Here is a 14,310-nt window from a genome sequence, read left to right on the forward strand (position 1 = left end):
ACGAACCGTTCCGGCCGGAACAAAGTACAGGACAAGGTAACGACATGCGGCTGACATGCCCGAATTGCGATGCCCAATATGAGGTTCCGGTCGGGATGATCCCCGAGGCCGGTCGCGACGTGCAGTGTTCAAGCTGCGGGCACGCCTGGTATCAGAACCGCCCCGGTGACGACTCCATGCTGACCGCAAAATCCGATCAACTGGCCGAAGCTGTGGCCACGTCAGAGGCTACTGAACCGACCACAACGCCGTCACAGCAACCATTACACGACGCAAATGACGACGACGAGGATGCGCCCTCGTCGCTGCCACGCGATTCGGCCAGACTGGCCATCGTGCGAACCCGCGCGCTCGACCCGGCGGTGGCAGAGGTGCTCCGAGAAGAGGCCTCGCGCGAAAGCCGCCAGCGCGCGACCGAGTTTTCCAGCCTCGAAAGCCAGCCTGAACTCGGGCTGAATCAGCCCCGCGTCGCAGATGCAGCCGCCCGGCGTATCCGCGAATCACATGAATTCACGGCCCCGATGCAGCGCCACCAACAGCCTGCCGAACCCGTAGCTACGCCATCGGCGCCGAATACGGCGCCTGCCCCCGATTTACCATTTCGGCGCGACCTGCTGCCGGATGTGGAAGAAATCGACCAGAGCCTGCGGCCCACCCGCGAACAGCCCCGCGCGCAGCGCAGGTTCGAACCGCCGCAAAGCCGCGCGATTCCCGATGATGAACCGCGCAGCAGTTTTGGCCGCGGCTTCATCGCGGTGCTGCTGCTGGCCGTGATCATCGGCGCGCTCTACATCTTTGCGCCGCAGATCGGCGAGGCGCTGCCTGCGGCCAAACCCTTGCTGGTGGAATATGTCAGCAGGATCGACCTGATGCGGCTCTGGCTCGATTCTCAGGTGTCATCTCTGTTATTGTACCTCGAAGGCCTCAGCGCAGAGCCGACCGCCGACAACTGAGCCTCTCGGCCCCCTTGCCGCGCGCAATAGCGGTTCCTATAACCGCTCCGACCAGCAAGGAGCCCGCCTATGCGTTTCGATCAGCGTCATCTATTGGGGATAGAACCCCTTCGGCCAGACGAAATCACCGCCCTGCTGGACCTGTCCGACAAATACGTGACCCTGAACCGGGCACGCGACAAGCGTTCGACCACGCTGTCGGGTCTGACTCAGATCAACATGTTCTTCGAAAACTCGACCCGCACGCAGGCCAGTTTCGAACTGGCGGGCAAACGGATGGGCGCGGATGTGATGAACATGTCCATGCAGGCCAGCAGCATCAAGAAGGGCGAAACCCTGATTGATACCGCCATGACGCTGAACGCCATGCATCCCGACCTGCTTGTCGTGCGCCACCCCCATTCCGGTGCCGTCGATCTGCTGGCGCAAAAGGTCAACTGCGCTGTGATCAACGCCGGTGACGGAAGGCACGAACACCCCACGCAGGCGCTGCTGGATGCGTTGACGATCCGCCGGGCCAAGGGCCGTCTGCACCGGCTGTCCATCGCCATCTGCGGCGACATCGCCCACAGCCGTGTGGCCCGCTCCAACATCATGCTGCTGGGCAAGATGGAAAACCGCATCCGCCTTGTGGGCCCCGCCACTCTCATGCCCGCAGGCATCCGCGACCTTGGCTGCGAAGTGTACGAGGACATGAACGAAGGCCTTCAGGACGTCGATGTCGTGATGATGCTAAGGCTGCAAAAGGAACGCATGGACGGCGGGTTCATCCCATCCGAACGGGAATATTACCATCGCTACGGCCTGGACGCGGAAAAACTGGCCCGCGCCAAGCCGGACGCCATCGTCATGCACCCCGGCCCGATGAACCGCGGGGTCGAGATTGACGGCACGCTGGCCGATGACATCAACCGGTCCGTCATTCAGGAACAGGTGGAAATGGGCGTCGCCGTGCGCATGGCGGTGATGGATCTGCTTGCCCGCAATCTGCGCGCCCGGCCCAAGGAAGTTCTGGTATGACCCGGATGGCCATCTCCGACTACGAAATCGGCCTGCTGCGCGTTTTCGTCATCGACCTGCCATCTCACACGATCGAACACTTCGCGAACGAGGCCGCAACCGGTGAATGGCCGCTGCGCGATGCCCTTGGTGCCAGCCTCTTGCGCGGTGCCTATGTCGAAACGGTCGCGATCGACGATCTGGGCGCCATGACCCTGTCGTCCTATCTTGCCGAAGGCTACGGTCTTACCGGCGAAGATTTCAGGGCCGCCCGCCCACAGCTGGACGCGCTGAGCGGCCATGTGCTGCTGCTGCCCTCAGCCGCATTCGGTCAGGTTGAACAGAGCCTGAAGATATCACCGCCCCTGCGTTGGATCGGCACCTTTTCCGAAGAAACCCGCCCGGCAGAGCTCACTCCACTCCGGTCGAAATCCGCACGCGGCCGCATCACCGACGGTCGGGCCAGCCCCTCATGGGGTGACCTGAGCCAGCTCAGCGGGCCGATGCTGGGACTGGGCATCGTGCTGCTGGCGATCCTGCTTTTTGCAATCGGGGTCAGAAGATGAACCACCCGGACCTCGAACCTATTTGCGACGCACATCCGGCACACAGCCCGCTGCGCGATATCCAGAAAGACGCCGCATGACCGACCTGCTGATCACCAACGCCCGTATCATCGACCCCGAAGGCGACATCATCCGCCCCGGCGCACTGCTGGTCCGCAATGGCGTCATCGCCGAAATCTTTGACACCCCCACGCCCGAGGTCAGCCGCGATCTGCTCCCCGACCATCTGCGCCGCGATGCCAACAACCGCTTTGTCGCGCCGGGCATCGTGGATATCGGCGTCAAGGTCTGCGAACCGGGTGAACGGCACAAGGAAAGCTTTGGCTCGGCCGGAATCGCGGCCGCCGCCGGGGGCGTGACCACAATCGTCACCCGCCCAGACACCCTGCCCGCCATCGACACACCCGAGGTGCTGGAATTCATCCGCCGCCGCGCGAACGAAGCCGCCCCGGTCAAGGTTCTGCCCATGGCCGCCCTGACCAAGGGTCGCGAGGGCCGCGAAATGACCGAAATCGGCTTTCTTATGGATGCCGGGGCCGTCGCCTTTACCGACTGCGATCACGTCGTGGCCGACACCCGCGTCCTGTCGCGCGCCATGACCTATGCCCGCTCGCTTGGCGCGCTGGTCATTTCGCACCCGCAGGACCCCGGCCTGTCGCGCGGCGGCGCCGTGACCAGCGGCAAGTTCGCCACCCTGCGCGGATTGCCCGGTGTGACAGCCATGGCCGAACGCATGGGGCTGGACCGTGACATCGCGCTCGTTGAAATGACCGGCGTGCGGTACCACGCCGACCAGATCACCACCAGCCGCGCCCTGCCCGCACTGGAACGCGCCAAGGCAAACGGGTTTGACGTGACGGCCGGCACCTCCATGCACCACCTTACCCTGAACGAACTCGACGTGAGCGACTACCGCACCTTCTTCAAGGTCAAGCCCCCGCTGCGCGCCGAAGAAGACCGTCAGGCGATCATCGAGGCCGTCCGCTCGGGCCTGATCGACGTGATCTGCTCCATGCACACGCCGCAGGACGAAGAATCCAAACGCCTGCCGTATGAAGAGGCCGCATCCGGTGCCGTCGGTCTTGAAACCCTGATGCCGGTCATGCTGCGGCTGTATCATTCCGGCGATCTGACCCTGCCCGGCCTGTTCCGGGCCATGTCGCTGAACCCGTCCCGCCGTCTGGGTCTGGACACCGGGCGCATCGCAAAAGGCGCACCCGCCGATCTGGTGCTTTTTGATGCGGACAAGCCGATGATCCTCGACCGGTTCAAGCTGAATTCGAAATCGAAAAACACCCCCTTTGACGGCGCCCGCCTGCAGGGTAGGGTCCTTGAGACATTCGTCGACGGCCTGTCCGTCTACCGGAGCCAGTGATGCCAGCAATTGAAAACACCGCAGTCGTACTCGCCCTCTGGGGGCTGATCGGCTATCTGCTGGGGTCGATCCCCTTTGGCCTGCTGCTGACCCGTGCTTTCGGCATCGGCAATCTGCGCGACATCGGGTCCGGCAATATCGGCGCCACCAACGTGCTGCGCACCGGCAACAAGAAGGCCGCCGCGCTGACGCTGCTGCTGGACGGCGCCAAGGGTGCTGTCGCCGTGCTTCTGGCCCGTCACTTCGCGGGCGAAGACGCGGCGCAGCTGGCCGCGCTTCTGGCATTTCTGGGCCATTGCTTTCCGGTCTGGCTGGGCTTCAAGGGCGGCAAGGGCGTGGCAACCTTCCTTGGCATATTGCTCGCGCTGGTCTGGCCGGTCGGCATGCTGTGCTGTATCACCTGGCTGGCCGCCGTCGCCGCAACCCGCATCTCAAGCCTTGGCGCATTGGTCGCCGCTGCCGCCTCTGCGCCCTATACGCTCCTGCTGGGACAGCGCGAGGCAGCTGTCCTCGCCCTCCTGCTGACGCTGCTGATCTTCTGGCGTCACAGCAGCAATCTGTCCCGCATCAGGGCCGGGATCGAACCGAAAGTCGGTCAGAAAAGCGCCTGAACCACGGACAGAAACGGATCGACGCGCGTTACATAACGTGACGCGCATCGATCCGATTCAGCCGATCATTGCGCGTATCGCTGCTTCAACCTCGACCGGATGCGAAATCGGTGCCATGTGTCCGGCCCCCTCGATCACAACCTCACGCACATCCGGGATCCGCGCTGCCAGCGCGGCATGAATGTCCTGCATGATCAGCTGCGTTTCAGACCCGCGCACCAGCAACACCGGCATGTCCAGCGCTTCCAGACGTCCCTCAGCCAGCAACCCGACAGAATCGTCGTGCAGGGTCTTGTTGGTTTCGGCGATGATCGGGATGCGTTTGATCAGCGAATCCTTTTGCTTCTGGTTCAGGTCTTCCCAGCCTCTGCCGTCGCCCCAAAGCGCGCTGAACAATCGGGCCGCCGTATCCTGGTCGCCCACCGCAAGCGCATTCGCAAACGGCCGCGACTTCTTGAGATGCGCATTAAACGCGGCAGGGGCACTGTCCTTGGCGGCGGCGAACAAAACCGGTTCGATCAACGTAAGCGACCGCATCCCCGGGTTTTCCAGCGCCAGACGCAACGCGACCGTCGCGCCAAAGGAATGGCCGATCACATGCATCCCCGGCTCAAGGAAACTGGCCGCGATTTCGGTCATCTGGTCGTGGTAATCCGACCGTTTGTCCCAGTCCCCGCTCAGCCCGTGGCCCGGCATGTCGGGTGCCGCAACCCGCAGACGGTCGGCAAGACCGCCCGCCATCCGGATCCAGGCCCCCGAATGGGCCAGCGCCGGATGCAGCATCAGCGCGGGTTCGGGGCCAACCCCGAATTCGTTCCAGTGCACCGGGAAACCGGCGCGGGTATCATACGGCATCAGAGCTTGCCCGCGAGGTGCAGATCAAGGTCATCCAACCGGTCCTGACCCCAGAACCGTTGCCCGCTGTCCGTGATGTAAAAGGGCGATCCAAAGACACCCTTCGCCACCGCCTCTTCCAGATTTGCGGCATAGGTTTCCGCTCCGGTCAGCAGCCCGGAGTCCGCCAGCTTGGGATCGAACCCGGCGGCACTCAAACAGTCACGCACCACCGCATCCTCGGCGATATCTTTTTCCTCGGCCCAGCAGGCCCGCAGGAACGAATGCACCAGCTTGCCCAGATCACCGCCCCCGGCATTCTGCGCCGCTATGATGGCATATCCCGAAGGCGCCGCATTGGTCGGCCAGTGCGCCGGCTTCAGCGTCAGCGGCATATCCAGCTTTTTCGACATCCGCGCCAGTTCCTGTGCGCGGTATTCCATCCGGCTCGGGTGACGATCCTTGGGCACGGTGCCCCCGGTCCGAACGAACAACGCCATCGCATCCAGCGGCTTGTAGGTGATGTCAGCCCCGTGCGATGCGGCGATTTCTTCCAGCCTGTTGCCTGCCAGATAAGTAAAAGGCGACAGTGTCGTGAAATAGTAGTCAATATGTGCCATCTGATCTCTCCCCGGTCGCATCGGCTTTGCCGGAACCTATGCGCATGCTAAGGCGAGCGCAATGTCACGAATCCTTCATTCCCCGAACCAAAGCCGGAGCTGCCCTCCAATGCCAACACTGATCGAACCCAAGCTGATTTCTGGTAACGCGAACCTGCCGCTCGCCACTGCCATCGCCAAGCGTATGTCGCTCTATCGCGGCATGACCGTCGGGCTGGTCAATGCCCGGGTCGAACGCTTCAACGATCAGGAAATCTTTGTCGAGGTTTACGAAAACGTCCGGGGCGAGGATATGTTCATCCTCCAGTCAACCTCGAATCCCGCCAATGACAACCTGATGGAACTGCTGATCATGGCCGATGCGCTGCGCCGCTCGTCGGCTGCGCGTATCACTGCCGTGATCCCCTACTTCGGTTACGCCCGTCAGGACCGCCGCACCAAGGCACGCACACCGATCACCGCCAAGCTGGTCGCCAACATGATCGCCGAAGCCGGGATCGAACGGGTCCTGACCATGGACCTGCACGCGACGCAGATCCAGGGCTTCTTCGATATCCCGGTGGACAACCTCTATGCCTCGCCGGTCTTCGCGCTGGATATCCTGAACCAGTTCAAGGACATGTCCGATGTCATGGTCGTCTCGCCGGACGTCGGCGGCGTTGCCCGCGCCCGCGAATTGGCCAAGCGGATCAACGCGCCCCTGTCGATCGTCGACAAACGCCGCGAAAAGGCCGGCGAAATCGCTGAAATGACGGTGATCGGGGATGTGACGGGCAAGCGCTGCATCATCGTCGACGACATTTGCGACACCGCCGGTACGCTCTGCAAGGCGGCCGAGGTACTGATCGAAAATGGCGCCTCCGAGGTACACTCCTACATCACCCACGGCGTCCTGTCCGGCCCGGCGGTTGAACGGATCACCAATTCGGTGATGAAATCTCTGGTGATCACCGATTCAATCAATGCCCCCGAGGCCGTGCGCAACGCGCCCAACATCCGCATCGTGCCCACCGCGCCGATGTTCGCACAGGCGATCCTCAACATCTGGAACGGCACCTCGGTGTCTTCCCTGTTCGAGACGGAAACACTCGGCCCGATCTACGAAGGCATCCTCTGAACCACCACCCCAGCCCGGTGGCCTATACCGCCGGGCTGACAGAACTGCGCATGGGCCGTATGACGTCACAGACCGCGGCGCCCGATGCACCTTCCAGACGGACCCGGTCCGTAATCCCCCGCTTTTTATCGTTCCAATTGCGCCCACCGGAGGCAATCCGGCGGCACCGCTGAACGGGCATCACCCCGCGCGCAAAGAAAAACCCCGCAGAACCAAGGGTTCCACGGGGTTTTCAGTCTGTAATGTCAGTTCAGATCAGAGCGACGGCTGCTTAGGCGACAGACCGATATGGGTGCCAACGGCAACCATGTCCGACAAGAGCTTGGCCGCATCATCCACCGGACCCGGCTCGTTCTTGAAGGTTTCTTTCGCCTTGCCATAGGCTTCATGTGCTTCGTCGACCAGCGCCTCATAGGCTGCCTGATCCACATCGCCACGCGGCAGGGCACGCTCGGCCAGTACCGAAATGCTCTCGCCGATTTCGGCAAAGCCGCCAGTCACAACGAATTCTTCCGTGCCCTTCTCGGTCTCAACGCGCAGCACACCGGGGCGCAGCGTGGTGATCAGCGGTGCGTGGTTGGGCATCGCCGTCAGATCGCCATCGGCGCCGGGGATGATCACCGACACGACCTGTGCGGACATCAGGCTCCGCTCCGGGCTGACGAGATCGAATTGAATAGTCTCAGCCATTTGGGCCTCCTGTTAGGTGTTCGGGGGGCCGCAAAGCCCCCCGAAGCAGATCCGTTTAGGCTGCGTCAGATGCCAGACGCTCGGCTTTCGCCTTCACGTCTTCGATGCCGCCAACCATGTAGAAGGCGCCTTCGGGCAGGTGATCGTATTCGCCGGCCACAACCGCCTTGAAGGACGAAATCGTGTCCTCAAGCGGAACCTGCACACCGTCGGAACCAGTGAAGACCTTCGCAACGTCGAACGGCTGCGAAAGGAAACGCTGGATCTTACGGGCACGGGCAACGGTCAGCTTGTCCTCTTCGGACAGTTCGTCCATCCCGAGGATGGCGATGATGTCCTGAAGCGACTTGTAACGCTGCAGGATACCCTGCACGTCACGCGCAACCTGATAGTGCTCTTCGCCAACGATCTGCGGGTCCATCAGACGCGAGTTCGAGTCGAGCGGGTCCACGGCCGGGTAGATACCCAGTTCGGAAATCGCACGGTTCAGAACCGTCGTTGCGTCAAGGTGCGCAAAGGTGGTCGCAGGCGCCGGGTCGGTAAGGTCATCCGCGGGAACGTAAACGGCCTGGATCGAGGTGATCGAACCGTTCTTTGTGGATGTAATCCGCTCCTGCATCTGGCCCATGTCGGTCGCCAGCGTCGGCTGATAGCCCACGGCAGACGGGATACGACCCAGAAGCGCCGAAACCTCGGAACCCGCTTGGGTAAAGCGGAAGATGTTGTCGACGAAGAACAGAACGTCGGTACCGGACTGGTCGCGGAACTGCTCGGCCAGTGTCAGACCGGTCAGGGCAACACGGGCACGCGCACCCGGAGGCTCGTTCATCTGACCGTAAACAAGTGCCACCTGAGACTCCGACAGGTTGTCGGGCTTGATGACGTTGGATTCGATCATCTCGTGGTACAGGTCGTTACCCTCACGGGTCCGCTCACCCACACCGGCGAACACGGAATAACCCGAGTGCACCTTGGCGATGTTGTTGATCAGTTCCATGATCAGAACGGTCTTGCCAACGCCGGCACCGCCGAACAGGCCGATCTTGCCGCCCTTGGAGTAAGGCGCGAGCAGGTCGATGACCTTGATCCCGGTAACCAGGATTTCCGATTCCGTCGACTGCTCGGCAAAGCCGGGCGCGTCAGCGTGGATCGGGCGATATTCGTCCGCGTTCACGGGACCCTTTTCGTCGACGGGCTCGCCCACGACGTTCAGGATGCGGCCCAGTGTGGCGTTGCCGACCGGAACCATGATCGGGCTGTCGGTGTCGGTCACTTCCTGACCGCGCACGAGACCCTCGGTCGCGTCCATCGCGATGGCACGAATGGTGTTCTCCCCGAGGTGCTGCGCAACCTCCAGGACCAGTTTCTTGCCGTTGTTGTCAGTGGTCAGTGCGTTGAGAATCGCCGGGAGGTGATCCTCGAACTGCACGTCAACCACGGCGCCAATGACCTGGGTCACTTTGCCTTTTGCGTTTGCCATGTTTCGTCTCCGGTCCTTAGAGCGCTTCCGCGCCCGAGATAATTTCGATCAGTTCGTTGGTGATGACGGCCTGACGCGAACGGTTGTACTCGATCGTGAGGTCTTCGATCATCTCGCCTGCGTTTCGGGTCGCGTTGTCCATTGCGGACATCCGCGCGCCCTGTTCGCTGGCGGCGTTTTCCAGAAGCGCCGCAAAGATCTGCACCGCAACACCGCGCGGCAGCAGGTCTGCCAGAATCTCTTCCTCGCTGGGCTCGTAATCATACAGCGTCTGTTCCGCACCGGCTTCGGGTGCTTCAAAGGACGCAGGGATGATCTGCTGCGCGGTCGGGATCTGGGTCACGACGTTTTCGAACTCGGCATAGAAGATCGTGCAGACATCGAATTCGCCCGCGTCGAACCGGTCGAGGATGTTGCGTGCAACACCCTGCGCATCGGCATAGCCAAGGCGCTTCACACCCGACATGTCGACGTGATCAACGAACAGATCGCTGTAGTCGCGACGCATGCTGTCGCGACCCTTCTTGCCAACGGTCATGACCTTGACCGTCTTGCCCGCACTCCTCAGTTTGAGGATGTGCTGGCGTGCAAGCTTGGCGATGTTGGCGTTGAAGCCACCACAAAGCCCGCGTTCCGAGGTCAGAACAACCAGCAGATGCACCTTGTCCTCGCCCGTCCCGGCCAGAAGCCGGGGCGCGCTTGCACTGTCACCGACAGAGGCGGCCAGCGCCCCCATCACCGCGCTGAAACGCTCGGTGTAGGGACGCGACATTTCCGCGGCATCCTGCGCACGGCGCAGCTTTGCAGCTGCAACCATTTGCATGGCCTTGGTGATCTTGCGGGTCGATTTGACCGACGCGATCCTGTTTTTCAGGTCCTTGAGATTCGGCATGGCCTTATCTCCCTTTTATGCGAAGTCGGCGGCGAATTCGTCAAGCGCTGCGCGGATTTTGGCCTCGGCGTCGCCCTTGATCTTGGGGTCTTCCGTGGTGATGAAATCCAGCACATCCTTACGCTTGCCGCGCAGGTGCGCCAGCAGACCTTTTTCAAAGCGACCGACATCCCCAACCGCGATCTTGTCCAGATAGCCTTTGGTGCCTGCAAAGATGACGCAGACGATCTCGGCATTGGTCAGCGGCGAATACTGCGGCTGCTTCATCAGTTCGGTCAGACGCGCGCCACGGTTCAGAAGCTTCTGAGTTGCGGCATCGAGGTCGGAACCGAACTGCGCAAAGGCAGCCATTTCGCGGTACTGAGCGAGCTCGAGCTTAACCGGACCGGCAACCGACTTCATCGAGTTGGTCTGGGCAGACGAACCCACACGCGAAACCGACAGACCGGTGTTCACCGCAGGACGGATGCCCTGGTAGAACAGTTCGGTCTCAAGGAAGATCTGGCCGTCGGTGATCGAGATCACGTTGGTCGGAATGAACGCCGAAACGTCGCCACCCTGGGTTTCGATGATCGGCAGAGCCGTCAGCGAGCCCGAACCGTGATCTGCGTTCAGCTTTGCCGAACGTTCCAGAAGGCGCGAGTGGAGATAGAAAACGTCGCCGGGATAGGCTTCGCGGCCCGGCGGGCGACGCAGCAGCAGCGACATCTGACGGTAGGACACGGCCTGCTTGGAAAGGTCATCATAGATGATCAGCGCGTGGCGGCCGTTGTCGCGGAAATGCTCGGCCATGGCGGTCGCGGTATAGGGTGCCAGGTACTGCATCGGCGCGGGGTCGGACGCGGTTGCGGCCACGACGATCGAATATTCGATGGCGCCGGTCTCTTCGAGCTTTTTCACCAGCTGTGCAACGGTCGAACGCTTCTGACCGATGGCAACGTACACGCAGTACAGCTTGTCGCCTTCGGTTGCGGCGGCGTCGTTGTACGACTTCTGGTTCAGAATGGTGTCGAGCGCGATTGCGGTCTTGCCGGTCTGACGGTCACCAATGATCAGTTCGCGCTGGCCACGGCCAACGGGGATCATCGCGTCCACGGACTTGAGGCCCGTTGCCATCGGCTCGTGAACCGACTGGCGCGGGATGATGCCGGGGGCCTTGACGTCGGCCAGGCCGCGCTTGTCCGATGCGATCGGACCTTTGCCGTCCAGCGGGTTGCCAAGACCGTCAACGACGCGGCCCAGCAGGCCATCGCCAATCGGCACGTCCACGATGGACTTGGTGCGCTTGACGATATCGCCTTCCTTGATGTCCCGGTCGGTGCCGAAGATCACGACGCCGACGTTGTCGGTTTCGAGGTTCAGCGCCATGCCCTGGATACCACCGGGGAATTCGACCATTTCGCCGGCCTGGCAGTTGTCCAGACCGTAGACGCGCGCGATGCCGTCACCGACGGACAGAACACGACCGACCTCGGCAACTTCGGCGTCTTGGCCAAAGTTCTTGATCTGCTCCTTCAGGATCGCAGAAATTTCGGCTGCTTGGATACCCATTTATCCGACCTCTTTCATTACATTCTGGAGGGAATTGAGCTTGGAGCGGATCGACGTGTCGATCATCTTCGAGCCCACCTTGACGACAAGACCACCGATGAGGGTTTCATCGACGGTCGCATTGATGAGAACGTCGCGGCCGATCTGGGCCTTGAGCGTCTCGGAAAGTTTCTTGGCCTGCGCATCGCTCAGCGCGGTGGCCGAGGTAACGTCCGCAGTGACTTCGCCTTTGTGGCTCGCGATCATCTCGCGCAGCTGGGCAATCATTGCGGGAACGACAAACAGACGACGCTTGGATGCCATCAGCGACAGCACGTTCTGCATTGCCGCGATCAGGCCCATCTTCTGTGCGATGGCTGTGATCGCCCGACCTTGAGTTTCACGCGTATAGACGGGTGAATGGATCAGGTCGCGCAGATCAGCGCTTTCGCTCAGGGCGGTGGAAAGTTCGCCCAGATTGGATTCGAGATTTTCGAGCTGATTGTTCTCTTGGGCGATTTCAAAAACCGCTTTGGCATAGCGCGAGGCGATGCCGGAGGAAATCGAAGCTGAGTCTGACACGTCCACCCTTCCGATATTATGCCCCCGTGGCCCCGCATTGCTTTGGGGTCCGGAGGCGTTTGTCTGCGCCCCGAGCAAGCTCTGGGCATTAAAATCAGCGCGGATGTACCAGAGGCATCCCCCCCTCGCAACATGCTTAGACGCATTTAACTGCTGCGCCAAACCACTTATTTTACTGCGGCTCACAGCAACCGCGACCTATTGCCTAGCTCAGGCCTTTACAATTTATACACTTTTTCGCGATCCAACCTGATTCTTTCGTTCAGGAAGGACGGGATGCCGCAGCATGACTGATAGCGCCACCACCCGGCCGTCTTCCCGCGCCGCGCCGCAGCAAGGGAAAACTGCCCGATAATTCATCAACTTATGCGCTGGCAGACACTAGGCGCAGGTGACGTCAGGTAGCGCGTTCATCACCGTTACACCGGCTTCGCCGAGGGCGATGGCGACAGCGCGCCCAGCGGTTTGCGCACAGCGTCCTTGACGGCCGACCCGCCACTGCGCGCCGGGGTGCGTTTCGCAACCTCGACCATCAGCACGCCACCGGCCATCACCGGGGCCGCCGCGCGACCGGTTTTTTCCCACATCGCGCCGGTCTTCATCCAGAACCGCCGTGACGACGGCGGCTGATACAGCGCCGCGACGGTCCGCTCGGGCACAAAACTGTGACGCTTCAGCTGTGCCTCCAGCTGACTCAGCGAATAGGGACGACCAAAACCAAAGGGCGTCAGATCGCTGCGCGCCCACAGCCCGGACCGGTTCGGCACAATGAACAACGCCCGCCCCCCCGGCCCCAGCACGCGGTAACATTCATCCAGCAGCGCCGATGGATTCTCCGATGTCTCAAGCCCGTGCATCAGCACCAGCCGGTCCACATGTCCGGTTTCGATCGGCCAAAGCGTCTCTTCACACAGCACGGAAACATTGGGCATTCCGACGGGCCAGTGGATCACCCCCTGCGGTGCCGGCATCAGCCCGATCACCCGACGCGCCTGCGCCAGATAGGGGCGCAGCAACGGCACCGCGAAACCGTAGCCGGCCACCGTCAGCCCCTTCGCCTCGGGCCAGAAAACCTGCACCTGATTGCGCACGACCTTCTGCGCAGCCCGCCCCAGCGCACTGCGATAATAAAAGCTGCGCAGGTCCGTTACATCGAGGTGCATTGCAGCCTCCTCCCTGATCGGCCAATCTGTGCCCACCTTACCCAGCCAAAGCGGAATGACCATGCCCCTTGAACTTCTGACCATCCCCGCCCGCAGCGACAACTATGCCTTTATCGTCCATGACGCGGAATCAGGCGCAACTGCGGTGATCGACGTTCCCGACGCCGCCCCGGTGCAGGCCGCGCTGGTCGCCCACGGCTGGACACTCACCGATATCTGGCTGACCCATCACCACGGCGACCACACCGAGGGCGTCGCCCCCCTGCGCGCGCTTTACCCTCAGGCCCGCGTCAGCGGTGCCGCCGCCGACGCCCACCGCCTGCCCGCCCTTGACCGGCAACTAAAGGAAGGCGACAGCTTTTCCTTCGGCGGCGAAGATGTGCAAATTTTCGAAGTCTCGGGTCATACCCTCGGCCACATCGCCTTTTACATGCCAGGCTCCGGCTATGTCTTTACCGCCGACAGCCTGATGGCCCTGGGCTGCGGCCGCGTAAACGAAGGCACGCATGAACAGATGTGGGAAAGCCTTTCCAAGCTCGCCGCGCTGCCGCCGGAAACCGTCGTCTGCTCGGGTCACGAATACACCGCGAACAACGCGAAATTCGCCCTGACCATTGAACCCGGGAACGAAGCGCTTAAATCTCGTGCAGATGCAATCGCCAAAGCCCGCGCCAAAGGGACCCCAACGGTCCCTTCCAGTCTGTCGGACGAACTGGCCACAAACCCCTTCCTGCGCGCCGGTCTGCCTTCGGTCAAGGCAGCGCTCGGCATGCAGGACGCCTCGAATGTAGACGTCTTTACAGAAATCCGTCAGCGTAAAGACCGATTTTAGGGTATTTTGACGTCACCAATCGGCACCACCCGCGAATGTGACAGGCGGTTTCAAAGAAAAAACTTG

At 61.8% G+C, this 14,310-nt stretch carries 15 protein-coding genes; 7 read left to right on the plus strand and 8 right to left on the minus strand.

Features of this window, described 5'->3' with window-relative positions:
* The first annotated feature begins 44 nt into the window (after positions 1–44).
* The 5 genes from CHB75_RS08500 (at position 45) to plsY (ending at position 4,504) form a co-directional block, all read left to right on the plus strand.
* Positions 45–953, plus strand: a complete 909-nt coding sequence (locus CHB75_RS08500; protein WP_089270107.1) for a zinc-ribbon domain-containing protein — start codon at positions 45–47, stop codon at positions 951–953.
* A gap of 69 nt (positions 954–1,022) precedes the next feature.
* A complete protein-coding gene (locus tag CHB75_RS08505) occupies positions 1,023–1,973 on the plus strand; it encodes an aspartate carbamoyltransferase catalytic subunit (RefSeq protein WP_089270108.1) in 951 nt (316 codons plus the stop codon).
* Positions 1,970–2,518, plus strand: a complete 549-nt coding sequence (locus tag CHB75_RS08510; RefSeq protein WP_089270109.1) for a hypothetical protein — start codon at positions 1,970–1,972, stop codon at positions 2,516–2,518. The genes CHB75_RS08505 and CHB75_RS08510 overlap by 4 nt, the downstream gene beginning before the upstream one ends.
* A 76-nt stretch (positions 2,519–2,594) precedes the next feature.
* Complete coding sequence (pyrC, locus tag CHB75_RS08515; RefSeq protein WP_089270110.1) at positions 2,595–3,893, plus strand: dihydroorotase; 1,299 nt, start codon at positions 2,595–2,597, stop codon at positions 3,891–3,893.
* Positions 3,893–4,504 carry a glycerol-3-phosphate 1-O-acyltransferase PlsY gene (gene plsY, locus CHB75_RS08520; RefSeq protein WP_089270111.1) on the plus strand — a complete coding sequence of 204 codons (612 nt, stop codon included), beginning with the start codon at positions 3,893–3,895 and terminating at the stop codon, positions 4,502–4,504. Before pyrC ends, plsY begins: the two co-directional genes overlap by 1 nt.
* A gap of 57 nt (positions 4,505–4,561) precedes the next feature.
* On the opposite strand, the gene CHB75_RS08525 is transcribed toward plsY, so the two are convergent.
* On the minus strand, positions 4,562–5,359 hold the full coding sequence (locus CHB75_RS08525) for an alpha/beta fold hydrolase (RefSeq protein WP_089270112.1): 798 nt from the start codon (positions 5,357–5,359) through the stop codon (positions 4,562–4,564).
* Positions 5,359–5,958, minus strand: coding sequence for a 2-hydroxychromene-2-carboxylate isomerase (locus CHB75_RS08530; protein WP_089270113.1), 600 nt, complete (start codon positions 5,956–5,958; stop codon positions 5,359–5,361). Before CHB75_RS08530 ends, CHB75_RS08525 begins: the two co-directional genes overlap by 1 nt.
* Before the next feature lie 109 nt (positions 5,959–6,067).
* Here CHB75_RS08530 and CHB75_RS08535 point away from each other — a divergent pair, with 109 nt between their 5' ends.
* Entirely contained in the window at positions 6,068–7,075 is a 1,008-nt protein-coding gene (locus tag CHB75_RS08535) for a ribose-phosphate pyrophosphokinase (RefSeq protein WP_089270114.1), read from the plus strand.
* Between the two features lie 255 nt (positions 7,076–7,330).
* Here the strand turns inward: CHB75_RS08535 and CHB75_RS08540 are convergent, their stop codons facing one another.
* From CHB75_RS08540 to CHB75_RS08565, 6 genes are all read right to left on the minus strand, one after another.
* Complete coding sequence (locus CHB75_RS08540) at positions 7,331–7,765, minus strand: F0F1 ATP synthase subunit epsilon (RefSeq protein WP_089270115.1); 435 nt, start codon at positions 7,763–7,765, stop codon at positions 7,331–7,333.
* A gap of 55 nt (positions 7,766–7,820) precedes the next feature.
* Entirely contained in the window at positions 7,821–9,245 is a 1,425-nt protein-coding gene (gene atpD / locus CHB75_RS08545; protein WP_089270116.1) for a F0F1 ATP synthase subunit beta, read from the minus strand.
* 16 nt (positions 9,246–9,261) lie between these two features.
* The gene (locus tag CHB75_RS08550; RefSeq protein WP_089270117.1) at positions 9,262–10,137 is read right to left on the minus strand and encodes a F0F1 ATP synthase subunit gamma; all 876 of its coding nucleotides are present in this window, start codon (positions 10,135–10,137) and stop codon (positions 9,262–9,264) included.
* Between the two features lie 15 nt (positions 10,138–10,152).
* Positions 10,153–11,688 carry a F0F1 ATP synthase subunit alpha gene (gene atpA / locus CHB75_RS08555; protein WP_089270118.1) on the minus strand — a complete coding sequence of 512 codons (1,536 nt, stop codon included), beginning with the start codon at positions 11,686–11,688 and terminating at the stop codon, positions 10,153–10,155.
* Positions 11,689–12,255, minus strand: a complete 567-nt coding sequence (locus tag CHB75_RS08560; protein WP_089270119.1) for a F0F1 ATP synthase subunit delta — start codon at positions 12,253–12,255, stop codon at positions 11,689–11,691.
* A 413-nt stretch (positions 12,256–12,668) separates the two neighbouring features.
* Entirely contained in the window at positions 12,669–13,412 is a 744-nt protein-coding gene (locus CHB75_RS08565; RefSeq protein WP_089270120.1) for a methyltransferase domain-containing protein, read from the minus strand.
* Positions 13,413–13,473: 61 nt separating this feature from the next.
* On the opposite strand from CHB75_RS08565, the gene gloB reads away from it, so the two are divergent.
* Positions 13,474–14,244, plus strand: a complete 771-nt coding sequence (gene gloB, locus CHB75_RS08570) for a hydroxyacylglutathione hydrolase (protein ID WP_176439094.1) — start codon at positions 13,474–13,476, stop codon at positions 14,242–14,244.
* Positions 14,245–14,310 lie beyond the last annotated feature (66 nt).

The organism is Puniceibacterium sediminis, from assembly GCF_900188035.1.
Classification (GTDB): Bacteria; Pseudomonadota; Alphaproteobacteria; order Rhodobacterales; family Rhodobacteraceae; genus Puniceibacterium; species Puniceibacterium sediminis.